The 21,643-nt window shown below is 63.6% G+C and carries 19 protein-coding genes and 1 riboswitch; of the genes, 6 read left to right on the forward strand and 13 right to left on the reverse strand.

The annotated features are described in order from the left end of the window. Positions 1 to 9: 9 nt before the first annotated feature. The 7 genes from ACI2JX_RS22975 to ACI2JX_RS23005 form a co-directional block, all read right to left on the reverse strand. Entirely contained in the window at positions 10 to 528 is a 519-nt protein-coding gene (locus ACI2JX_RS22975) for a TIGR02281 family clan AA aspartic protease (protein WP_404691047.1), read from the reverse strand. Next, entirely contained in the window at positions 525 to 1,511 is a 987-nt protein-coding gene (locus tag ACI2JX_RS22980; protein ID WP_368971311.1) for an esterase-like activity of phytase family protein, read from the reverse strand. Before ACI2JX_RS22980 ends, ACI2JX_RS22975 begins: the two co-directional genes overlap by 4 nt. Then, positions 1,508 to 3,412 carry a DNA topoisomerase IV subunit B gene (gene parE, locus ACI2JX_RS22985; RefSeq protein WP_368971312.1) on the reverse strand — a complete coding sequence of 635 codons (1,905 nt, stop codon included), beginning with the start codon at positions 3,410 to 3,412 and terminating at the stop codon, positions 1,508 to 1,510. The genes ACI2JX_RS22980 and parE overlap by 4 nt, the downstream gene beginning before the upstream one ends. Before the next feature lie 35 nt (positions 3,413 to 3,447). Further along, positions 3,448 to 4,056 carry a YqiA/YcfP family alpha/beta fold hydrolase gene (locus ACI2JX_RS22990; RefSeq protein ID WP_404691048.1) on the reverse strand — a complete coding sequence of 203 codons (609 nt, stop codon included), beginning with the start codon at positions 4,054 to 4,056 and terminating at the stop codon, positions 3,448 to 3,450. Between the two features lie 152 nt (positions 4,057 to 4,208). Next, positions 4,209 to 5,009, reverse strand: coding sequence for a 3',5'-cyclic-AMP phosphodiesterase (gene cpdA / locus ACI2JX_RS22995; RefSeq protein WP_404691049.1), 801 nt, complete (start codon positions 5,007 to 5,009; stop codon positions 4,209 to 4,211). An 85-nt stretch (positions 5,010 to 5,094) separates the two neighbouring features. Next, on the reverse strand, positions 5,095 to 5,547 hold the full coding sequence (locus ACI2JX_RS23000; RefSeq protein WP_264236741.1) for a DUF1249 domain-containing protein: 453 nt from the start codon (positions 5,545 to 5,547) through the stop codon (positions 5,095 to 5,097). After that, entirely contained in the window at positions 5,538 to 6,155 is a 618-nt protein-coding gene (locus ACI2JX_RS23005; protein ID WP_264236740.1) for an NUDIX domain-containing protein, read from the reverse strand. Before ACI2JX_RS23005 ends, ACI2JX_RS23000 begins: the two co-directional genes overlap by 10 nt. 184 nt (positions 6,156 to 6,339) lie before the next feature. Between ACI2JX_RS23005 and ACI2JX_RS23010 the strand changes: the two genes are divergently transcribed. Next, positions 6,340 to 7,086, forward strand: a complete 747-nt coding sequence (locus ACI2JX_RS23010; protein WP_186555628.1) for an RsiV family protein — start codon at positions 6,340 to 6,342, stop codon at positions 7,084 to 7,086. Here the strand turns inward: ACI2JX_RS23010 and cytX are convergent. Both cytX and thiC read right to left on the reverse strand, forming a co-directional pair. Then, positions 7,055 to 8,338, reverse strand: coding sequence for a putative hydroxymethylpyrimidine transporter CytX (cytX, locus tag ACI2JX_RS23015; RefSeq protein ID WP_404691050.1), 1,284 nt, complete (start codon positions 8,336 to 8,338; stop codon positions 7,055 to 7,057). The two genes, ACI2JX_RS23010 and cytX, sit on opposite strands and share 32 nt — an antisense overlap. Before the next feature lie 145 nt (positions 8,339 to 8,483). After that, complete coding sequence (thiC, locus tag ACI2JX_RS23020; protein WP_264236738.1) at positions 8,484 to 10,370, reverse strand: phosphomethylpyrimidine synthase ThiC; 1,887 nt, start codon at positions 10,368 to 10,370, stop codon at positions 8,484 to 8,486. 157 nt (positions 10,371 to 10,527) lie between these two features. Then, positions 10,528 to 10,634, reverse strand: a riboswitch (TPP riboswitch). A 161-nt stretch (positions 10,635 to 10,795) separates the two neighbouring features. On the opposite strand from thiC, the gene ACI2JX_RS23025 reads away from it, so the two are divergent. Then, positions 10,796 to 12,232, forward strand: a complete 1,437-nt coding sequence (locus ACI2JX_RS23025) for a TolC family outer membrane protein (protein WP_186555631.1) — start codon at positions 10,796 to 10,798, stop codon at positions 12,230 to 12,232. Between the two features lie 127 nt (positions 12,233 to 12,359). On the opposite strand, the gene waaA is transcribed toward ACI2JX_RS23025, so the two are convergent. Together waaA and ACI2JX_RS23035 are read right to left on the reverse strand one after the other, a co-directional pair. Continuing rightward, the gene (gene waaA / locus ACI2JX_RS23030; RefSeq protein WP_404691051.1) at positions 12,360 to 13,631 is read right to left on the reverse strand and encodes a lipid IV(A) 3-deoxy-D-manno-octulosonic acid transferase; all 1,272 of its coding nucleotides are present in this window, start codon (positions 13,629 to 13,631) and stop codon (positions 12,360 to 12,362) included. Between the two features lie 102 nt (positions 13,632 to 13,733). Further along, on the reverse strand, positions 13,734 to 14,624 hold the full coding sequence (locus ACI2JX_RS23035; RefSeq protein ID WP_404691052.1) for a LysR family transcriptional regulator: 891 nt from the start codon (positions 14,622 to 14,624) through the stop codon (positions 13,734 to 13,736). Between the two features lie 86 nt (positions 14,625 to 14,710). Here ACI2JX_RS23035 and ACI2JX_RS23040 point away from each other — a divergent pair, with 86 nt between their 5' ends. The 4 genes from ACI2JX_RS23040 (at position 14,711) to ACI2JX_RS23055 (ending at position 18,115) form a co-directional block, all read left to right on the forward strand. Next, positions 14,711 to 15,043, forward strand: a complete 333-nt coding sequence (locus ACI2JX_RS23040; protein ID WP_010221561.1) for a multidrug efflux SMR transporter — start codon at positions 14,711 to 14,713, stop codon at positions 15,041 to 15,043. An 87-nt stretch (positions 15,044 to 15,130) separates the two neighbouring features. Then, positions 15,131 to 16,306 carry an NAD(P)/FAD-dependent oxidoreductase gene (locus ACI2JX_RS23045; protein ID WP_404691053.1) on the forward strand — a complete coding sequence of 392 codons (1,176 nt, stop codon included), beginning with the start codon at positions 15,131 to 15,133 and terminating at the stop codon, positions 16,304 to 16,306. Continuing rightward, complete coding sequence (locus ACI2JX_RS23050; RefSeq protein ID WP_404691054.1) at positions 16,303 to 17,115, forward strand: aldo/keto reductase; 813 nt, start codon at positions 16,303 to 16,305, stop codon at positions 17,113 to 17,115. The genes ACI2JX_RS23045 and ACI2JX_RS23050 overlap by 4 nt, the downstream gene beginning before the upstream one ends. 37 nt (positions 17,116 to 17,152) lie before the next feature. Next, complete coding sequence (locus tag ACI2JX_RS23055; RefSeq protein ID WP_264236732.1) at positions 17,153 to 18,115, forward strand: metal ABC transporter ATPase; 963 nt, start codon at positions 17,153 to 17,155, stop codon at positions 18,113 to 18,115. Between the two features lie 103 nt (positions 18,116 to 18,218). Here ACI2JX_RS23055 and hldE read toward each other — a convergent pair whose 3' ends face one another. Continuing rightward, positions 18,219 to 19,640 carry a bifunctional D-glycero-beta-D-manno-heptose-7-phosphate kinase/D-glycero-beta-D-manno-heptose 1-phosphate adenylyltransferase HldE gene (gene hldE, locus ACI2JX_RS23060; RefSeq protein WP_404691055.1) on the reverse strand — a complete coding sequence of 474 codons (1,422 nt, stop codon included), beginning with the start codon at positions 19,638 to 19,640 and terminating at the stop codon, positions 18,219 to 18,221. Between the two features lie 128 nt (positions 19,641 to 19,768). Further along, a complete protein-coding gene (msbA, locus tag ACI2JX_RS23065; RefSeq protein ID WP_368971325.1) occupies positions 19,769 to 21,577 on the reverse strand; it encodes a lipid A export permease/ATP-binding protein MsbA in 1,809 nt (602 codons plus the stop codon). Between the last annotated feature and the right edge of the window lie 66 nt (positions 21,578 to 21,643).

A 21,643-nucleotide genomic window follows, 5' to 3' on the forward strand; every position in this document is an offset into this window, starting at 1 on the left:
CGGGCCTCGTCATTTCAGGTTCTGGCGCAACAGCATGCTGCCGCCGCGCTGGGTAAATTCAAGTTGTTTGAGGGCGCTCATGCCCAGCAGCACGGTCTCGCCGTCCAGGCCTGGGACCACCAGGGCGCGCACGCCCTGCAGGCGGATATCGCCCAGTTGCAGGCTGTCCAGACGGGTCCGATAGCCTTCGGTACGACCGTTGGCGGTACTGAGGATCACCGGCGCGCCGCGCTGTAGTTGCATGTCCTTGGCCAACGACTCGGGAATCGCCACATCGGTGGCGCCGGTATCGAGCATGAATCGCACGCCTTTGCCGTTGATCGCGCCATCGGCGACGAAATGGCCCTGGCCGTTGCTTAACAGCCGTACTTCGATAAAACCTTCGCCGTGCTCGGACTGCGGCTGGGCATTGGGGTTTTGCTGGCGGTCTTCCCACTGGCCGAAAAAGCGCGTAGCCAGGAACATGGCCGCCGCCCAGGCGACCACCATCAGCACCCTGCCCGCGCGCTTGCCGGCCGGCTGGTTCATGGCTTGGCGCTCCAGCCGCCTTCAGGCGCCGCGAAGCGCCAGACGATCGGACGGGTTTCACCATCGGCGCGGTCGCCGTTGTTATTGTCCAAACCGATCCAGGCGCCCTTGGCATCGATCACCAGGGCTTCGGCGAGACCGAACGGTTGATCGTAGCGGCGTGAATCTTCCAGTGCCTCGACTGCGAACGACCAGCAACGCTCGACCTTGCCCGTATCGGCATCCCGGCGACAGACGCGGAAAGCGTTACGCTCCAGGGTAAACAGCTTGCCGTCGTACCAGGCGAGATCGGCGAAGTCGCGTGACAGCGCCCGGGGATTGGGCATCTGCGGCGGCTGCATTTCAACCCCGGCCTCGCTGAGCAGCACGCAACTGCGCCCGCACGTCCACACCGACTGCTGGCGATGGATCGCCACCAGGCCACGCCGCTCGCGCTCGGCAGCCAACCACAGGCGGTCGCCCGCCGGATTGATCGCCAGGCCCTCGAACAGCGCATTGAAGTGCAGCAGCATGCCGCTGGCCCGCGCCTGGCGGACCATGGCCGGGTCGATCTTCAACCAGTCAGGTTCTCCCTCGACCGGCACTTGCAGCACCGCCGCGTGGGCTTCGCTGACCAGATAGAAGTTGCCCGCCTGATCGCAAGTGATGCCCTCGTAATCGAGCTCGCCACCACGAATGTAGGAAACCGCCCAGTTGCGCGACTTCAAGCCCCAGGGCAAGCCACTTTCCGGCACTGGCGGCGGCGTGAAGGTCAGCGCCTGGGCACGCCAGACGCCGTTGTGCTGGTCCATGCGGTAAATGCGGTCGTCGTCGCGGTCCGAGACGCCCCACAGCGCGCCGCGGCACCAGGCCAGGCCAGACAAATTGCCGCCGCGCATGCCGTCGATCGGATGCTCGGCAGTCAATTTCAGCTCTGGCCAGTTGCCCGCGAAGCTTGGAAGCGCAACCAGCGCCAGCACCGCTGTCAGGAACAGACGGATCAAACCATGACCTCAGCCAGGTTACCTTTGGTTTCCAGCCAGCTCTTGCGATCGCCCGCACGTTTTTTCGCCAGTAGCTTATCCATCAGCTCGCACGTGGCTTGGACGTCATCCAGGGTCAACTGGACCAGGCGGCGGGTGTTCGGGTCCATGGTGGTCTCGCGCAGCTGCGGCGGGTTCATCTCACCCAGGCCTTTGAAGCGGGTGACCTGTGGCTTGCCGCGCTTCTTCTCGGCCACCAGGCGGTCGAGGATGCCGTCACGCTCAGGTTCGTCGAGGGCGTAGTAGATCTCTTTGCCCAGGTCGATGCGATACAGCGGCGGCATCGCCACGTAGACATGCCCGGCCTCGACCAGCGGGCGGAAGTGCTGGACGAACAGCGCGCACAGCAGGGTCGCGATGTGCAGGCCGTCGGAGTCGGCGTCGGCAAGAATGCAGATCTTGCCGTAGCGCAGCTGGGTCAGGTCGGTGGCACCTGGATCGACGCCAATGGCCACGGCAATGTTGTGCACTTCCTGGCTGGCCAGGACTTCACCGCCATCGACTTCCCAGGTGTTGAGGATCTTGCCGCGCAGCGGCAGGATCGCCTGGAACTCTTTATCCCGCGCCTGCTTGGCCGAGCCACCGGCCGAGTCACCCTCGACCAGGAACAGCTCGGAGCGCATCGGGTCTTGCCCGGCGCAGTCGGCCAGCTTGCCGGGCAGGGCCGGGCCTTGAGTGATGCGCTTGCGCTCGACCTTCTTGCTCGCCTTGAGGCGCCGGCCGGCGTTGCTGATGGCCAGTTCGGCCAATTGCATGCCCAGCTCTGGGTGGGCATTGAGCCACAGGCTGAAGGCGTCCTTGACCACGCCGGAGACGAACGCAGCGGCCTCGCGCGAGGATAGACGTTCTTTGGTCTGGCCGGAGAACTGCGCCTCCTGCATCTTCATCGACAGCACGAAGCTGATGCGCTCCCAAACATCTTCCGGAGCCAGCTTGACCCCACGCGGCAGCAGGTTGCGGAATTCGCAGAACTCACGCATGGCATCGAGCAGGCCTTGGCGCAGGCCGTTGACGTGGGTGCCGCCCTGGGCAGTGGGGATCAGGTTGACGTAGCTTTCCTGAACACTGTCGCCGCCTTCCGGCAGCCACAGCAAGGCCCAGTCGACGGCTTCCTTGTTGCCGGCCAGGCTGCCGCAGAACGGCTCGTCGGGCAGGCGCTGGAACTCGCTGACCGAATCGACCAGGTAGGAGCGCAGGCCGTCTTCATAGTGCCATTCGACTTTCTCGCCGCTGGCCTTGTCCTCGAAGCTGATCGACAGGCCTGGGCAAAGCACGGCCTTGGCCTTGAGCACATGCTTGAGGCGGCTGATGGAGAACTTCGGCGAGTCGAAGTACTTGGGGTCAGGGCTGAAATAGACGCTGGTGCCGGTGTTACGTTTGCCGACGCTGCCAACCACTTCCAGCTCCGTGGCCTTGAAGCCATCGGCGAAGGTCATCTGGTACTCGTTGCCGTCGCGCTTGACCCGCACGCGGACCTCGGTCGACAAGGCGTTGACCACCGAAATACCGACCCCGTGAAGACCGCCGGAGAACTGGTAGTTCTTGTTGGAGAACTTACCGCCGGCGTGCAGTTTGGTGAGAATCAATTCGACGCCAGAGACGCCCTCTTCGGGGTGAATGTCCACCGGCATGCCGCGACCGTCGTCGCTGACTTCCAGCGAGTGGTCGGCGTGCAGGATCACCTGGATCGAGCGGGCGTGCCCGGCCAGGGCTTCATCGACACTGTTGTCGATGACTTCCTGGGCCAAGTGGTTCGGCCGGCTGGTGTCGGTGTACATGCCCGGCCGCTTGCGAACCGGGTCGAGGCCGGAGAGGACTTCGATGGCGTCTGCGTTATAGGCGCTAGCGCTGGGATTGGCCATGGGTTCTCGTCGTCAGTCTGGTGAATGCGAAAAAATCAAAATACAGAAAAATCGAACGCCGCGTACTGCCCGCGGGCAATTCCGGCGAAGGCCAACAAGGCCGGCAGGCGCTGGCTGAAGCCCTGGAAGCTGTGATCGCCGCCGGCTTCGATACGCAAGGCGCAGGCCCGGTAATAACGCTCGGCCTGACGATAGTCCAGGGTTTCATCGGCCGTCTGCAACCACACTTGATAGCGCTCGGCGTCGGTTGGCGCCGGCACTTCCAGCTCGCCCAGCGCCTGTACGTGGTCCAGGGTCAGTTCCCAGGACTCATCGGTGTACAGGTTGCGCTGGGTGCCCAGATAGCCGTCGAACAGCCGGTGTGGGGCGACCGCCGGGTTGATCAGCAGGGCCTTGAGGCCATGCTGCTCGGCCAGATGGGTGGCATAGTAGCCGCCGAGCGAACTGCCGACCAGCAAGGGCGCGCCGAGCTCGGCGATAGCGGCTTGCAGTTGAGCGATCGCCTGGCGCGGGTGATGGTGCAGCGCCGGCACTCGCAGCTGCGCGGCCAGGCCCAACTGCTGCATCACTGCCTCAAGCTGGCGCGCCTTGGTCGACAGCGGCGAGCTGTTGAAACCGTGGATATAAAGGATCGAACCCGACATGCTGCCCCCGTGGCGATTGCGATGCACCCGTCAGTGTGGGAGCAGGACGCGCAGTGTAGCGCGTTCGCCGGGCGTTGGCGCAGCATCGGGATTTTCGCAACAAATTCTTCAAATCAAGCGCAACCCGCTCCTACAAATGTTGGGGGCGGTGTTCAGTAGCCGGGGCTGTCGAAATCCAGGGTCACGAGGAAATCCCGCGCCCGCTCCACGCCCGTCTCCAGCCGCCCATCGGCGTGCAGGCGCAACCAGCGATACCCCGGCTGCTCTTCGCTGACCTTGAACTCCTCGCTACCCGGCGCGAACTGGATGCAGGTGGACGGCGTGGCCAGCAGGCGCAACCCGTCGCGCTGCTCATCCCATGGCTGGTGGATATGCCCCCAGAGCAAGGCCTTCACCCGAGGCTGGCGCAGGCGTGCGAGCAACTCATCGGCGTTGCGCAGGCCGATCGGCGCGATCCAGGCGCAGCCGATGTCCACCGGCTGGTGGTGGCAGCACACCAGGCAATGCCGCTCGCCCGCGCCCGCCAATGCAGCATCGAGCGCTGCCAGTTGCGCAGGCTCGAGCAAGCCATGGGTCGCCCCGGCCACCGCCGAGTCGAGCATGACGATGCGCCAGGCGCCGATGTCGGTTACCGCCCGCACCAGTGCCGGCGCCACTTCGGCCATTACCCGCGCCTCGTCGTGGTTACCCGGCAACCAGCGGGTCGGCACGTCGAGCACCGCGGTCAGTTCGCGGAACGCCTCGTAGGACGCCACGCTGCCATCCTGGGACAGGTCGCCCGTGCACAACAACAGGTCGATACGCGGCTGCTCGCGGCGCACCTGGGTGATCACGTGACTCAGGCTGTCGCGCGTATTGAGGCCCAGCAAGGTGCCTGCCGGGTCAGCGAACAGGTGAGCGTCGGTCAGTTGCACCACATGGATGGGCGCGGGGGGATGGTTGGGCTGCGGCAACGGCCGTCTCCTCAAGCGGATTCAGCGCGATTATCGCCTGTGCAGGGTTTCGAGCAAACACTCGAAACCGACCCAGCTCACATTTTCAGCGTACGGCTGCCAGCTCATGGCCGCAGGCCAGGCAGTGACTCAGCCATTCACCGAGGAACAGGTTGAGCTGGGCCTTTTCGTCCGGCTGGTGCATGCCGGTATTGGGGTACGGATAAATGCTGCGCAAACGCCGCGCGTGCTCGGCGCTGACCACCTCGGCCATGCGCGCATCGTGGTAGACCTGCACTTCCAGCTGCGGCACCGGCAGCCACGGCAGGCTGTGCTCCTGGCGCACGCGCAGGGTAGTGGTATAGGGACAGGTCAGCACCACTTCGAGCACCAACACGCCAAGCATCTGGTCGCCCTGAGTCATGCCAATGCGACGCGAGCTCTGCGTGCTGCGCATATCGGGCAGCAAGCGCATCAGCCGGGCATAGTTGGCCTCGCAGGCTGATTGCAGCCCGACCAGGTCGACCCGATAACGCTCGCGCAACAGATTCACTTCCACATACCTCGTACTTCGTCACGGTTGAGCGCCAGCCATTGCAGGCCGATGATCGCTGCGGCGTTACAGATGCGGCCATCGCGCACCGCCTGCAAGGCGTCTTCGAACGACCAGACCGTTACCCGGATATCCTCGCCCTCTTCCTCCAACCCATGCAAGCCACCCGCGCCCTCGCTGACGCAGCGCCCCAGGTACAGGTGAACGTACTCATCGCTGCCACCGGGCGAGGGGAAGTACTTGGTCATTGGCCACAGGGCAGAGAAGGTCAACCCGGCTTCTTCTTCGGCCTCGCGGTGGGCGACCTCTTCCGGCTGTTCATCCTTGTCGATCAGCCCGGCGACCATTTCGATCAGCCAAGGATTGGCGACTTTGCCCATGGCGCCCGCACGAAACTGCTCGATCAGCACCACTTCATCGCGCTGCGGATCGTAGGGCAGCACGCAGACCGCATCATGGCGCACGAACAGCTCGCGGCTGATCTCGCGCCCCATGCCACCGGCGAACAGCTCGTGGCGCAGATGCACCTTGTCGAGCCGGTAAAAGCCTTGGAAGCAGTTCTCGCGCTTGACGATCTGGACCGCCTGGGGCAGCGAATTTGACGTATCTGTCATTGGAATCCTCATGACCTCGTGTACCGCATCGCGCCATCCTACTCTGCGTCCGGCTGGGTTTCATCCCTTTCAAGCGACCGTTCATGCGTTCGGGACAGGCAGTAATCTCTCTGATAGCTTAGTGGCGAACCGAAGGCTTTGCCGACGGTCCAAGGCCGACTATTGCTGTTCTACAAGGATCATCATGACGCTTGTCAAACTGACTTCCGTGGCTGTGCTGGCCGTGGCGCTGAGCGCCTGCCAGAGCCTGTTCACGCCCAACTATCGGGCCCCGCTCGAGGTCAAGCGCGACGCCTGGGAGCACGTCAAGCCGGGCTGCAGCGAAAGCGACTGCCCGCTGGTGAACATCGACACCATTCACTTCCCCGACCTGCCCAAGCTCGACGCCATCGTCGAGCGCCGCCTGCTGCAACTGACCGAGGACAACCAGCGCAGCAGCGCGCCGACCTCGCTCAAGGCCTATGAAGATCAGTACCTGGCCAGCGCCGACAAGCGCAACAGCAGCTATTTGCAAGCCAAGGTACGCGAGCAGCATGACGGGCTGGTGATCATCGAGCTGTCCAGTTATCTGGACAGCGGTGGTGCCCATGGCATGCCTGGGCGCGGTTTCATCAACTACTCGCGCAAGCAGGACAAGGTCCTGACCCTGCAAGACATGCTGGTGCCGGGCCAGGAAGAGACGTTCTGGAAAACCGTCGAAGAGTCGCACCGTGCCTGGATGATTAGTACCGGCATGGACAAGGACCCGGAATTCGTCAAGACCTGGCCCTTCAAGAAGTCCCCGCACATCGCCCTGACCTACGGTGCGGTCGTGGTGAAGTACGAGGTCTATGCCATCGCGCCCTATTCCATGGGCCACATCGAGCTGAAAATCCCTTACCCACGCCTGAACGGCGTGCTCAAGCCTGAGCTGTTTCCCGGACGCGGCTAAGGTTTAGCAGCCCGTATAGCACCCCTGCCAGCAGCACTGCTGGCAGGGTCGCGCCCACCTCTGGCGCCTGGCTGGCCATTACGTGATAGGCCGCCACTCCCACCACCCAGGCCAGCAGCGCCTGCCAGTGCAGACCTTCGACCCGCAGCGGCATCTGCCGACGGCGAATCACGAAGTGATCCATCAGCACCACGCCGAACAGCGGCGCGAACACCGAACCGATCAGCAGCAGGAAGTTCTCGTACTGGGCCAGGGGCGCCAGGTAGGCGATCAGCGTGCACAGCACACCAATGGCCAACGCCAGGTGCTCGACCTTCAGGCGCACCAGCAACCCGCTCGAGACCGCGCCGGAATGGATATCGGCGAAGGCGTTTTCGGTTTCATCGAGCAGAATCAGCAGCAGCGGGATACCAAGACCGGCACCGGCCAGCGCCAGCAACAACGCATTGGCTTCGCCACTTGGGGCGAACGCCAGGGTGTAGGCCACGCCCAGGCTCATCAACCAAGCGTTACCCAGCAAATAACCCAGCGCGGTACCGGCGAACACCCGGCTGGCGCGCTGGGCGAAGCGCGAGTAGTCGGCAATCAGCGGCAACCACGACAGCGGCATGGCAATCACGATGTCAAAACCCACTGCCAGCGACATCGAGCCATTGCCGGCACGGTTCCAGATCTGGGCCAGATCGGCCTTGGCGAACAGGTTCCAGGTCAGCCACAGGCAGGCGCCGAGCAACAGCCAGATGCCCCACTTGCGCAGGATCTTGCGCACGAACGTCAGCGGTCCGCAGATCGCCAACAATGTGGCCAGGGCGCCGAAGCACAGGGTCCATAGCAACGGGCTGGTCCAGGCACTGCCTTCACCGAAGGCGCGTGCCGAGAGCAGGCTGGCGGCGTCGCGCATGACGATGATCTCGAACGAGCCCCAGCCGATCAGTTGCAGCAGGTTGAGCACTGCCGGCAAGCGCGCGCCATGTCCACCCAAGGTCAGGCGCAGCGTGCCCATGGCCGACAGGCCGGTGTCGCTGCCGATCACCCCGGCAGCCGCCAGCAGCAACACGCCTGCCGCCGTGCCAAGGACGATGGCCAGGACCGCGCCAGCCAGGCCCAGGCCTGGGGCGAGCATGGCGCCGACTTGTAGCACCATCAAGCCGGTGCCGAGGGAGAACCACAGGACGAACAGGTCGCGAGCGCCGAACAGGCGTTGGCCGGCGGGAATCGGGTGATCGGGGGAAAAGTGGCTGGGGGTGCTCATGCGTTGACTCGCCGCAAAGGTGGGAGTGGGGGAACGCGGGAGCAGGCTTGCCCCGCGATAGCATCAGCAGGTGCAGCTTGGTTGCCTGCACTGACGCTATCGCGGGGCAAGCCCGTTCCCACGATTGATCAAGCCCTGAAAGCCACTAGACTTTCTGGTACAGCTGGCTACCTGCCTGGCGGAACCGCTCGGACTGCTCGCGCATGCCCTGCTCAACCGACACATCCACGGCATCGATCCGCTGGTTGGCAGCGTACTCGCGCACTTCCTGGGTGATCTTCATGGAGCAGAACTTCGGCCCGCACATCGAGCAGAAGTGCGCGACCTTGGCCGATTCCTTGGGCAGGGTCTCGTCGTGGAACGCACGCGCGGTGTCAGGGTCCAGACCAAGGTTGAACTGGTCTTCCCAGCGGAACTCGAACCGCGCCTTGGACAAGGCGTTGTCGCGAATCTGTGCGCCCGGATGGCCCTTGGCAAGGTCGGCGGCATGCGCGGCGATCTTGTAGGTGATGATGCCGGTCTTGACGTCATCCTTGTTCGGCAAGCCCAGGTGTTCCTTGGGCGTCACGTAGCAGAGCATGGCGCAACCGAACCAGCCGATCATCGCCGCACCGATACCGGAGGTGATGTGGTCGTAGCCCGGCGCAATGTCGGTGGTCAGTGGGCCGAGGGTGTAGAACGGCGCCTCGTCGCAGCACTCCAGCTGCTTGTCCATGTTTTCCTTGATCAGTTGCATCGGCACATGCCCTGGGCCTTCGATCATGCACTGCACGTCGTGCTTCCAGGCGATCTTGGTCAACTCGCCGAGCGTCTCCAGCTCACCGAATTGAGCCTCGTCGTTGGCATCGGCAATCGAACCCGGACGCAGGCCATCACCTAGCGAGAAGCTGACGTCGTAGGCCTTCATGATCTGGCAGATTTCATCGAAATGGGTATAGAGGAAGTTTTCCTGGTGATGCGCCAGGCACCACTTGGCCATGATCGAGCCGCCGCGGCTGACGATGCCGGTCACCCGCTTGGCAGTCAGCGGCACGTAGCGCAGCAGCACGCCGGCGTGAATGGTGAAGTAGTCCACGCCCTGCTCGGCCTGTTCGATCAGGGTGTCGCGGAACAGCTCCCAAGTCAGGTCCTCGGCCACCCCGCCGACTTTTTCCAGGGCCTGGTAGATCGGCACGGTACCGATCGGCACCGGCGAGTTGCGGATGATCCACTCGCGGGTTTCGTGAATGTGCTTGCCGGTGGACAGGTCCATCACCGTGTCCGAACCCCAACGGATGCCCCAGGTCAGCTTGGCGACTTCTTCCTCGATCGAAGAACCCAGGGCGCTGTTGCCGATGTTGCCGTTGATCTTCACCAGGAAGTTACGGCCGATGATCATCGGCTCGAGTTCGGTGTGGTTGATGTTGGCCGGAATGATCGCGCGGCCGCGGGCGATTTCTTCACGGACGAACTCAGGGGTGATTTCTTTCGGGATGCTGGCACCGAAGCTGTGGCCGGCATGCTGCTGGCTGAGCAGGCCGGCGGCGCGGGCCTCTTGCAGCTTCATGTTCTCGCGGATGGCGACGTATTCCATCTCGGCGGTGATGATGCCCTGGCGCGCGTAGTGCATCTGCGTGACGTTGGCGCCGGCCTTGGCCCGGCGCGGGTTACGCACGTGGGCAAAGCGCAGTTTGGTCAGCTCGGCGTCGTTCAGGCGCTGCTGGCCGAAGTTCGAGCTCAGGCCTTCGAGGCGCTCGGTGTCACCGCGGTCGTCGATCCAGGCCGAGCGCACATCGCCCAGGCCCTTGCGCACATCGATGATGACCTCAGGGTCGGTGTACGGGCCAGAGGTGTCATACACCAGCACCGGCGCGTTGCTTTCGCCGCCGAAATCGGTGGGGGTGTCATCCAGGCTGATTTCACGCATGGGTACGCGAATGTCGGGACGCGAGCCTTGGACATAGACCTTGCGGGAACGGGTGAAGGGTTGCACGGACTGCTGATCGACTTGCGCCGATTCGCTGAGGTTGATCGTTTTTTCTTGTTTGCTCATCACAGGCTCCAGACGGCTTCCTAGCGGCGGAATGTCGGGGAGAACCTGAATAACGCGGACGCAGCCCTAGAGGGGGTGCAGTGCCGGATACCTGGAGTGCCATTGAGCGTGTGAGCTGCTCGACAAATCCCGGACCTGGCACAAGAGACTCGCCGGGAAAGCGAGAAATCTTGTTCCCTACGCAGGCGTTAACCTGATCAGGTTCAACGGGATCCGCACCTATGCGATCTCAGCCTTTGCTTCAAGGCACCCCGACAAGAACATGCGCAGTCTAGACTGGAGTGGCAGCTCAAGCCAAGAGTGCTTGTGACACGGATGATGAAAGGCGCAACTGACCGATTGTTGCCGGCGGCGCGCGGCACTACACTGGCCCATCGCTCGAAACTCAACAGTTCAGTAATTAAAACTCGTACAAGGATTGCCCTATGCTGCGCAAACTTTCACTGGCGATTGCCGTGTCTTGTGCGTCCAACGGAGCGGTATGGGCAGCGGATGTGCCCATGACGATCAAGACCGACCTGGTCAGCGTCTACCAGGAGGCGGCCAGCAACAACGCCGACCTCGCCGCCGCCCGTGCCGACTACGGCGCCCGCCGCGAGGTGGTGCCGCAAGCCCGGGCAGGCCTGCTGCCGAATCTCTCGGCCGGCGCCGAGATGATGAACACCCGGACCAAGCTCGACGAGCCCTCGATCACCTCCAATCGCAGTGGCAACTCGTGGAGTGCGACCCTGTCGCAGCCGATCTTCCGCGCCGACCGCTGGTTCCAGTTGCAGGCGGCCGAAGCGGTCAACGAGCAGGCCGCGCTGGAACTCTCGGCCACCGAGCAGAACCTGATCCTGCAAACCGCGGAAAACTACTTTGCCGTGCTACGCGCCCAGGACAACCTGGCCTCGACCAAGGCCGAGGAAGCAGCCTTCAAGCGCCAGCTGGACCAATCCAATGAACGCTTCGACGTCGGCCTTTCCGACAAGACCGACGTGCTGCAATCGCAGGCCAGCTACGACACCGCAAGGGCCAACCGGATCATCGCCGAGCGTCAGGTGCAGGACGCCTTCGAAGCCCTGGTGACCTTGACCAACCGCGAATATGGCTCGCTGCAAGGGGTGGTCCACAGCCTGCCGATCCAGGTGCCGACCCCGAACGACGCCAAGGCCTGGGTCGAAACGGCAGCCCGGCAGAACCTCAACCTGCTGGCGACCAATCACGCCGTCACCGCCGCCGAAGAAACCCTGCGCCAGCGCAAGGCCGGCCACGCGCCAACCGTGGATGCGGTGGCCCGCTACCAGAAAGGTGACAACGACAGCCTTGGCTTCACCAACCCCGCGCCGCAAGCCGGGGTGCGCTATGGCGGCGATGTCGAGCAGACCAGCATTGGCTTGCAGTTGAATATCCCGATCTACAGCGGCGGCTTGACCAGCTCGCAGGTGCGCGAGGCCTATCAGCGCCTGAGCCAGAGCGAGCAACAGCGCGAAAGCCTGCGCCGTCAGGTGGTGGAGAACACCCGTAACCTGCACCGAGCAGTGAATACCGATGTCGAGCAGGTGCAGGCGCGCAAGCAGTCGATCATTTCCAACCAGAGTGCGTTGGAAGCGACCGAAATTGGCTATCAGGTGGGTACGCGCAACATCGTCGATGTGCTCGATGCGCAGCGTCAGCTGTATACCTCGGTGCGCGACTACAACAACAGCCGCTATGACTACATCCTCGACAACCTGCGCCTGAAGCAGGCGGCCGGGACCTTGAGCCCGCAAGACCTGCAGGATCTGGGGCGCTACCTGAAGGCCGACTACAATCCGGACCGGGATTTCCTGCCGCCGGACCTGGCGGCGGCAGCGGCGAAGAATTTCGAACGCAGGCCCTGAAGGCCAGGCAGGACCGGCCTCATCGCGGGGCAAGCCCGCTCCCACGCTGTCGACGCACCCTCATGAACGTGCAACACAACGTGGGAGCGGGCTTGCCCCGCGATGAGGCCCGAGAGGACCGCCTCGTTCAGCGAATCAGCGCGCCCAGCCCATCCAGCAACCGCTGCAACGCGCCTTGATTGGCCTGCATCACCGCCCGCCCCGCCTCGCCCATGCGCCGCGCATCCTGCGGCAACTCAACCAGCCGGCGCACAGCCGCAGCCAGCCCCTCGGCATCGTCCACCGCCTGCAACGCCCCAGCATCGCGCAGCATCGCGCTGATCTCCAGGAAGTTGAACACGTGCGGCCCCATGATCACCGGCAGCGCCAGCGCCGCCGGCTCCAGCGGGTTATGCCCGCCAGTGGCCACCAGGCTGCCGCCAACGAAGGCGACATCGGCCAGCGCATACAAAAACAGCAACTCACCCATGGTGTCGCCCAGTAGCACCCGCGTCTGGCCATCGACTGCATCGCCGCTCGAACGCCGCACCGTAGCGAACTGCTCACGACACAACTCATGCACCGCATTGAACCGTTCAGGGTGGCGCGGCACCAGGATCAACAGCGCATCGCCGTGCACTTCGAGCAACTGCCGATGGGCCTCAAGCACCAGGGCATCCTCGCCCTCATGGGTACTGGCGGCGATCCATACCGGACGCTGCTCGGCCTGCCACTGCTCACGCAATAGCCGGGCGCGCGGCAGCAGCTGCGCGTCGAGCTTGAGGTCGAACTTGATCGAGCCGGTCACCTGCACGCATTCGGGCCGCGCGCCCAGGCGGCGAAAGCGCTCGGCTTCGACCTCGGTCTGCACCGCAATCAGATTCATTTCGGCCAGCATAGGCCGGGTCAGGCCGGCGAAGCGCCCATAACCACGGGCCGAACGCTCAGACAACCGGGCGTTGGCCAAGGCCACCGGGATACCGCGCTTGGCGCACTGATGAATGTGGTTCGGCCACAACTCGGTTTCCATGATGATGCCCAGCCGCGGCCGCACATGATCAAGAAAGCGCCCTGCGGCCCACGGCAAATCGTAGGGCAGATAGCAATGCTGGACGCGCGGCTCATCGGCGAACATCGCGCGAATCCGTTCAGAGCCGGTCGGGGTCATGCAGGTCAAGGTAATGGGCAAGCCCGGATAGGCGTTGAGCAAGGCCCGCACCATTGGCGCGGCAGCGATGCTTTCACCGACCGAAACCGCATGCACCCAGATGCCGCCCGGCTGCATGGCCGGCAGCGCCAAGGCGAAGCGCTCGCCGATGCGCTGGCCATAAGCGGGCGCCTTGCGCGCCCGCAGGAACAGGCGCAGCGCAACCAGCGGCAGGCCTAGGTGAAACAGCAAGGTATAGAGGGTTCTGTTCATGGCGGCGCAGTTTACTAGGAACTGTATGAAAAGGCCTGCGCTTAGGCCTGTCCGGTAAAAAAACGCCACAAACCAACTTGCGCGGCCGCTTTTCCTACAGCCCTAGCCAATTGCCCGCAAGTGCACGGCGAAACGCTCCGCAAGCCATTGCGCTGCCGGCCCCAGCGGCTGATCGCGACGCCAGGCCAGCTCCACCACCAACGCAGGCGGGCGCCACTCACTGTCGAGCTCGACCATCTGCGCCTGATAGGTCGGGTACTGCACCACATGCCGCGGCAACCAGGCCCAACCCAGGCCGCGCATGAGCAGTTCGGCCATCGCATAGAAACTGTCGGCCCGCCAGATCTGCGGGCTGATCGCCTCACCGCCGGGATAACCGCTCTGTTGCGGGGTGATCAACAGCTGCCGATGGCGGGCCAACTGCTGACGATTGACCCGCCCCTCGCGGGCCAGCGGATGATCGACGGCGCACACCGTGACCATTTCCACGCTGCCCAGGGCACGCCGCTCCAGCGAGGCGGGAATGCGCTCGTGATGAAAGAACAAGCCCAGGTCGGAGTGGCGCTCGACTAGCTTACGCGCCACATCGCCCTGGGCGCCGCTGGCCAGCTGCACCTCCAGGAAGGGAAAGCGGCTGGCCAGCTCATCGAGGCTGTCGATTACCGGCTGGTAAGGCATCGCCTCATCCTGGGCCACCCGCAGCAATGCCTCCTGACCGCGCATCAACGCCAACGCCCGCCCCTCCAGGCGCTCACACTGGCGCAGCAATTCGCGGGCATCTTCGAGCAAGGCCGCGCCGCGTTCGGTCAAGTGCGGCTGACGCCCACTGCTGCGCTCGAACAGCGTCACGCCAAGGTCGGCCTCGAGCAGGGCGATGGCGCTGCTCACCGCGGACTGCGCCTTACGCTGTTCGCGGGCAACCGCAGAAAACGAGCGCAGCTCTGCCACCCGGACGAACAGACGCAGCTGTTCAAGGTTCCACTGCTCGGCCATCAGCCTATCTCCAGAAATGATAGGTAATGACTTTACCGCATCCCAGGAACGCCTAAAATGCCTGCCTAGCAACCGAGGATCACCGCATGAACGCCTACACCTACCTGGCCATCGCCATCTGCGCCGAAGTCATCGCCACCGCTTCGATGAAAGCCGTCAAGGGCCTGAGTACACCCCTGCCGCTGCTGCTGATGGTCTGCGGCTACGCCGTCGCGTTCTGGATGCTGACCTTGGTGGTGCGCAGCATCCCGGTGGGCATTGCCTACGCCATCTGGTCGGGCCTGGGGATCGTCCTGATCAGCATCGCCGCGTTGGTGATCTACGGGCAGAAACTGGATGTCCCGGCCATGCTCGGGATGGCCATGATCGTCGGTGGCGTGGTGGTGATCCAGGTGTTCAGCAAGACCGCTGGACATTGATCCAGCGCACGCTGATAAGCCCTCACGCCAGCCTCGATCGCAACACCCTGTATACTGCTCAACTGTCCCAGTATTCGAGGTGCCCGCATGCCATCTGCCATTTCCACTGACGTGTTGATCGTCGGCGCCGGGGTCGCAGGCCTCTGGCTCAATGCCCGACTGCGGCGCCTGGGCTACTCAACCGTGCTGGTGGAACGCGCCAGCCTCGGCGGCGAGCAGACCATCAAATCGCAAGGCATCATTCACGGCGGCATCAAATATGCCCTGACCGGCAGCCTGACCGGTGCTTCCGAAGCCATTGCCGACATGCCGCGGCGCTGGCGCGAGGCGCTTAGCGGCAGCGGTGAGCTGAACCTGGATAAGGTCCGCCTGCTCTCCGACGCCCACTACCTGTGGTCGCCCGGCAGCCTGCTGGGCAATGTCACCAGTTTCTTCGCCAGCAAGGCCATGCGTGGCCGAGTCGATCAGGTCAAGGGCGAGCAACTGCCGCCTGCCCTGCAAGACCGCGCCTTCAAGGGCAAGGTCTATCGCCTGGCTGAACTGGTCATCGACGTGCCCAGCCTGCTGGCCAACCTGGCCGAGCTGGCCGGTGACAGCCTGCTGGCCGGCGAGCAGATCGAACCGCTGCACGACGCTGGCGAACTGGTCGGCCTGCGCATCGACGGCCGCGATATTCGCGCCCAGCGCATCGTCCTCAGCGCCGGTGCCGGTACTGAAGAACTGCTCCACGCCCTGGGCTTGAGCCAACCCGCCATGCAGCGCCGACCACTGCACATGGTCCTGGCCAAAGGGCCGAACCTCAAGCCGCTGTACGCCCACTGCCTGGGTGGCGGGCCAAAGCCACGCATTACCGTGACCACCCACCCGGCCGCAGATGGCCAGTGGGTCTGGTACCTCGGGGGCGATCTTGCCGAAGCCCATGGTGTGGCCCGCGAGCCGGCTGCACAAATTGCCGCCGCACAGAAAGAAGTCGCCGACCTGCTGCCTTGGGTAGACCAGAGCCAGATCCGTTGGGCCACCCTGCGCGTCGATCGCGCCGAGCCTGCGCAATCGGGCCTGGTCCGCCCGGACAACGCCTTTCTCGCCGAACAACAGCGCCTGCTGGTTGGCTGGCCAACCAAACTGGCCTTGGCCCCGGACTTCTCCGACCGGGTGCTGGCAAGCCTTGAGCGTGACGGCATCCGCCCTGCAGCCCAACCTGATCTGGCCGACCTGCCGCGCCCCGCGCTCGGCGTTGCGGCTTGGGAGCAACTGCTGCCATGAGCCTGCCAACCTTGCATGACCTGCACCGCGCCTTGGGTAGCACCGGGCTCAAGGTTTCCCCGCTGGGCCTGGGCACGGTCAAGCTCGGCCGCGACCAGGGCGTCAAATACCCCAACGGCTTCACCATCCCTGGCGACGACGATGCGCGCCTGCTGCTGGCCCAGGCCCGGGAGCTGGGGATCAACCTCATCGACACCGCCCCGGCCTATGGTCGCAGTGAAGAACGCCTCGGTCCGTTGCTGCGCGGCCAGCGTGATCAATGGGTGATCGTCAGCAAGGTTGGCGAAGAGTTCGTGGACGGCCAGTCGCACTTCGATTTCAGCGCAGCGCACACGCGCTTTTCCGTAGAGCGCAGCCTCAAGCGCCTGGAGACCGACCACATCGAACTGGTGCTGGTGCATTCGGACGGCAACGACCTGGCGATCCTTGAGCAGCAAGAGGTCTATCAAACCCTCGCCGCCCTCAAGCAAGAAGGCAAGATCCTCGGCTTCGGCTTCTCCGGCAAGACCGCAGCAGGCGGGCTCAAGGCGCTGGAGCAGGGCGACTGTGCGATGGTCACCTACAACCTCAACGAACAAGCCGAACGCCCGGTGCTGGACTACGCTGCCGAGCACGGCAAGGCCATCCTGGTGAAGAAAGCCCTGGCCAGCGGTCACGTATGCCTGGCGCCCGGGGTCGATCCGGTGCAGGCCAGCTTTGAGCTGCTGTTCGCCCACCCGGGGGTGAGCAGTGCTATTGTCGGCACCATCAATCCGCTGCACCTGGCCCATAACGTGGCCACCGTCGCCCGCATCCTGGGCCAGCATTGAGCCGACCTGTCGGCAGTTCTGCGCAAGGAGGAGTCTCGTGCCGCGTACGCTGATTCGCAAGAACCCGAGCAACTTCAAGACCCTGCCGCTGCACGTCGAAGCTACCCCGGACGGCCTGACTTACCAGAGCATCGGCATGCCGCTGAACTTCGCCCAGACCCTGCAGCGGCGCAAGGCCGTGCAGTTGGCCGACAGCGAACGTTTCGTGGTCGAGTTGGCCAACCTGGGTGTTTCGGTACGCCTGACCCTGCACTGGCAGAATCGCGATTACTGGGTGCTGGTACGCCAGCGCCGCCAGGACCGTGGCGATGTGGTGCTCAAGCTGATCTCCGGCTACGTGCCGGCGCAGGAGCTCAACCTGCCGCTGCACACCGCGATCCAGGAAGTTGCCGAAGAGTGCCTGCTGGAGACGCCCGAAGGCTGGCTCGGCGGGCGCTTCAACGATACCTGGCTGCCCGCGCCGTATGCCGCGGCCCTGCACTACCGCGAAGCGCTGCCCTTTGTGCTCACCCCGCAGTCGGGTGCAGCGCGACCGGTGCACTGTGCCAACCTGGTTTTGATGGAACGGCCACGGGCCTATGTGCACCTGCCAACGGCGTCATTGCAGCTGATCTATGACCTGCGTTTGCAGGTGCCGAGGGAAGCCAAGTCGCTGAGCCTGTTTCATGTCGATGAACGGCTCGAAGGTGATCAATTGGTCGCCCGCCTCAATCGCAAACGGCCAGATCTGTACCTGATGCCGCTCAAGGACGGACTGCCGACCGCCGAGCTTTATACCTTGAAGAAAGATGAGCTGATACCGGCCAGTACCCGTGGCCTGTACCTGGCGGAGAGCTTTGCCCAGCAGGAAGGCTGGGTGGTGCGCGATGAGCGGATTCGTTGGAAGGATTGGGTGAGGCAGCAGGGGCTGCTGGAGCCCAAGCCGGATTCGCGGATGCAGCGCTTTACCGGTAAGGCGCGCGCGCTGCTGGAGCGAGCCAGGACAACCCTGCAAAAGTAGCTAGATGCATCGCGGGGCAAGCCCGCTCCCACGCTGCGCCCCACGTCTTTCTCGGCAGTGGAGTGTGGGCGTGGCAGCGGGCTTGCCCTGCGATGGACTCAACTCAGTTCTTGCGGATTTTCTCGACGATGGCCGTGGTAGAGCTGTTCTCCACCAAGCCAAGCACCTTCACCGTACCGCCGTAGCCTTTGACGATATCGGCCCCGACCACCTGGTCGATACCATAGTCGCCGCCCTTGACCAGCACCTCCGGCTTGACCTGGCTCAGCAGGTTCTCAGGTGTCCCCTCAGGGAAGCTGATCACCCAGTCCACCGCGCCAAGGCCTGCCAATACCGCCATGCGCCGGTCGACACTGTTGATCGGCCGACCCGGCCCTTTCAGACGGCTGACCGAGGCATCATCGTTGACCGCCACGATCAAACGATCGCCCTGGGCCCGCGCCTGCTCCAGGTAGGTCACGTGACCGGCATGGAGAATGTCGAAGCAACCGTTGGTGAAGACGATCTTCTCGTTGTGCGCGCGCGCGTCGTCAATCGCCAGCAACAGCTGGTCAAGACTCAGTACGCCGCGCTCGGAGCCTTCCTCACGCTGAATCGCCCGACGCAGTTCCGGAGCACTGATCGCCGCGGTACCCAGCTTGCCGACCACGATGCCGGCGGCCAGATTGGCCAGGGCCACCGCATGTGGCAGATCCTCGCCAGCGGCGATGGCAGCAGCCAGGGTCGAGATGACGGTATCGCCGGCACCGGTAACGTCGAACACTTCACGCGCTCGCGCAGGCAGGTGCAGGGCCGGGTGATCGGCGCGTATGAGGGTCATGCCATGCTCGCCACGGGTCACCAGCAGCGCGCCCAGCTGCAAGTCCTGCATCAGTTGCAGGCCCTTGGCGACCAGGTCGGCTTCATCGACGCAGCGGCCGACGATGGTCTCGAACTCGCTCAGGTTCGGCGTGATCAAGCTGGCGCCACGGTAAATCGAGAAATCCTTGCCCTTGGGGTCGGCCAACACCGGAATGCCCTTGGCACGAGCGGCCTGGACCAGGCTCTGGTGGTTCTTCAGGGCGCCTTTGCCGTAGTCGGAAAGGACCAGCACCTTGACCCCGTCGAGCAGGTTATCGACCTCTTCGCCCAGCGACAGCGGGTCGGTGGCGAACGGTTCTTCGAAGTCGATGCGCAGCAGTTGCTGGTGACGGCTCATGACCCGCAGCTTGACGATGGTCGGCTGGTGGGCAATGCGCTGGAAGATCGAGCGCACACCCGCCGCTTGCAGGCTGTTGGCCAGGCTATCGGCAGCTTCATCCTGGCCAGTCACGCCGACCAGCGATGCCGGGGCGCCGAGCGCAGCAATGTTCAGCGCGACGTTGGCCGCGCCGCCTGGGCGATCCTCGATCTGTTCGACCTTGACCACAGGCACTGGTGCTTCCGGCGAAATACGTGAAGTACCGCCATGCCAGTAGCGGTCGAGCATGACATCGCCGACCACCAATACCGGGGCTTGATCGAAACGCGGCATGGACAACTTCATGGGCAACCCATATGGAAAAATTAACAGGGGCAGGATATTAGCACAGGGTAGGCGATGGCTTTACGGCCAACCTGCGCCAGACAATCGCAGTGACAATCGGGGCCGCTAATGGCCCCGATCGAAGTGTTTCAGGTGATATCGACCTTTTCTGGCTCGTCCAGGCCCATGGCGTGCAGGCGGGCATAATAGCCATTAGCCTGCAACAACTGGGCATGGGTGCCGCGCTCGACCAATTTGCCCTGGTCCATTACCAGGATCATGTCGGCCTTCTCGATGGTCGACAGGCGGTGGGCGATGACCAGGGTGGTGCGGCCCTTCATCACATGATCCAGGGCTGCCTGGATGTGCCGCTCGGATTCGGTATCCAGCGCCGAAGTCGCCTCGTCGAGAATCAACAGCGGTGCGTTCTTCAGCAATGCCCTGGCGATCGCCAAGCGCTGGCGCTGGCCACCGGACAGCAGCACGCCGTTCTCGCCAACCTGGGTATCGAAGCCCTTGGGCAACTGATCGACGAAGTCCTTGGCATAGGCATCGGCCGCGGCAGCCTCGATGGCCTCACGCGGTGCGCCAGCCAGGTCGCCATAGGCGATGTTGTTGGCCACGGTGTCGTTGAACAGGGTGACGTGCTGGGTCACCTGGGCGACATGCCGGCGCAGGTTGCGCAGCTTGTACTCTTCGATCTCGACGCCATCGAGCAGGATCTGCCCTTTGTCGTGGTGGTAGAAGCGCGGAATCAACCCGGCCAGGGTCGACTTGCCGCTACCGGAGCGACCGACCAAGGCAATCATCTGCCCAGGCTCGGCGGTGAAGCTGATGTCGCTGAGCACCTCGCGCTCGGTACCTGGATAGGTAAAGCTGAGGTTGCGCACCTCCAGGCGACCCTCGACCCGCTCTTTTTCCACGGTGCCGGTGTCCTGCTCGGGCTTCTCGTCCAACTGCTCGAAGATGCTCTCGGCGCCGGCCAGGCCCTTCTGGATGGTCGAACTGACTTCCGACAGCTGGCGAATCGGCTTGGGCAGCAGGCCCGCGGCGGTGATGTAGGCGACCAGGTCACCCGCCGAGGCATCGCCACGCAGGAACAGCACCAGGAACATCAGCGAAGCCATGGCGCTGTAGATCACCAACTGCAGCATCGGCGTGTACAGCGCGCCGGTCTTGGTCATGCGCAGCTGTTTGTCGGTGTTGCTCTGGCTGGCGGCGCCAAAACGACGCTGCTCGTAAGCCTCGCCGCCGAAGCTGCGCACCACGCGATAACCCTGGATGGTTTCGGAGGCAACGTGGGTCACGTCGCCCATGGCCACCTGGATCTTCTTGCTCTGCTTACGGAATTTCTTGCTGGCGGTGCTGACCATCACGGCGATGATCGGCAGGATGGCGAGCATTACCAGGGTCAGTTTCCAGTTCATCCACAGCAAGTAGGCGAACAGGAACACCACGGTCAGGCCTTCGCGGATCACCACCTTGATCGCATCGGTGGCGGCACCGGTGACCATGGTCACGTTGAAGGTGATGCGGGAAATCAGGTGACCGGAGTTGTGGTTGTCGAAATAGCGGTTGGGCAATACCAGCAGCTTGTTGAACAACTCAACGCGCAAGTCGTGCACCAGGCCCAGGGAGACCTTGGCCAGGAAGTAGTTACCCAGGAACGAGCCCAGGCCCTGCCACGCGGCGATCAGGATGATCAACAGCGGCACTGCCTGCAGCAGCTGCAGGTCACGCAGATAGGGGACATTGGGGAACAATACCGCTTGCGGATTGCTCAACCCATCGACGAAATACTTGAGAATCCCCGCCAGCATCGGCTGAGTCGAGGCGAAGATTATGAAACCCACGATACTCAGCATGAAAATGCCAATGTAGGGTTTCACGTAGCTCAACAGCCGGAAATAGATTTTCAGGCTGGAGGTGTGCTCCGCAGGTAGCGGTGTTTCGGCCATCATCGAGCTCACTGTTCAGGTTGAACCGCAAATTTTAACACAGGCGTTTCCTTGCCAAAGTATCGG

The sequence above is a fragment of the Pseudomonas sp. NPDC088890 genome, assembly GCF_044900155.1.
GTDB classification, from domain to species: domain Bacteria; phylum Pseudomonadota; class Gammaproteobacteria; order Pseudomonadales; family Pseudomonadaceae; genus Aquipseudomonas; species Aquipseudomonas urmiensis.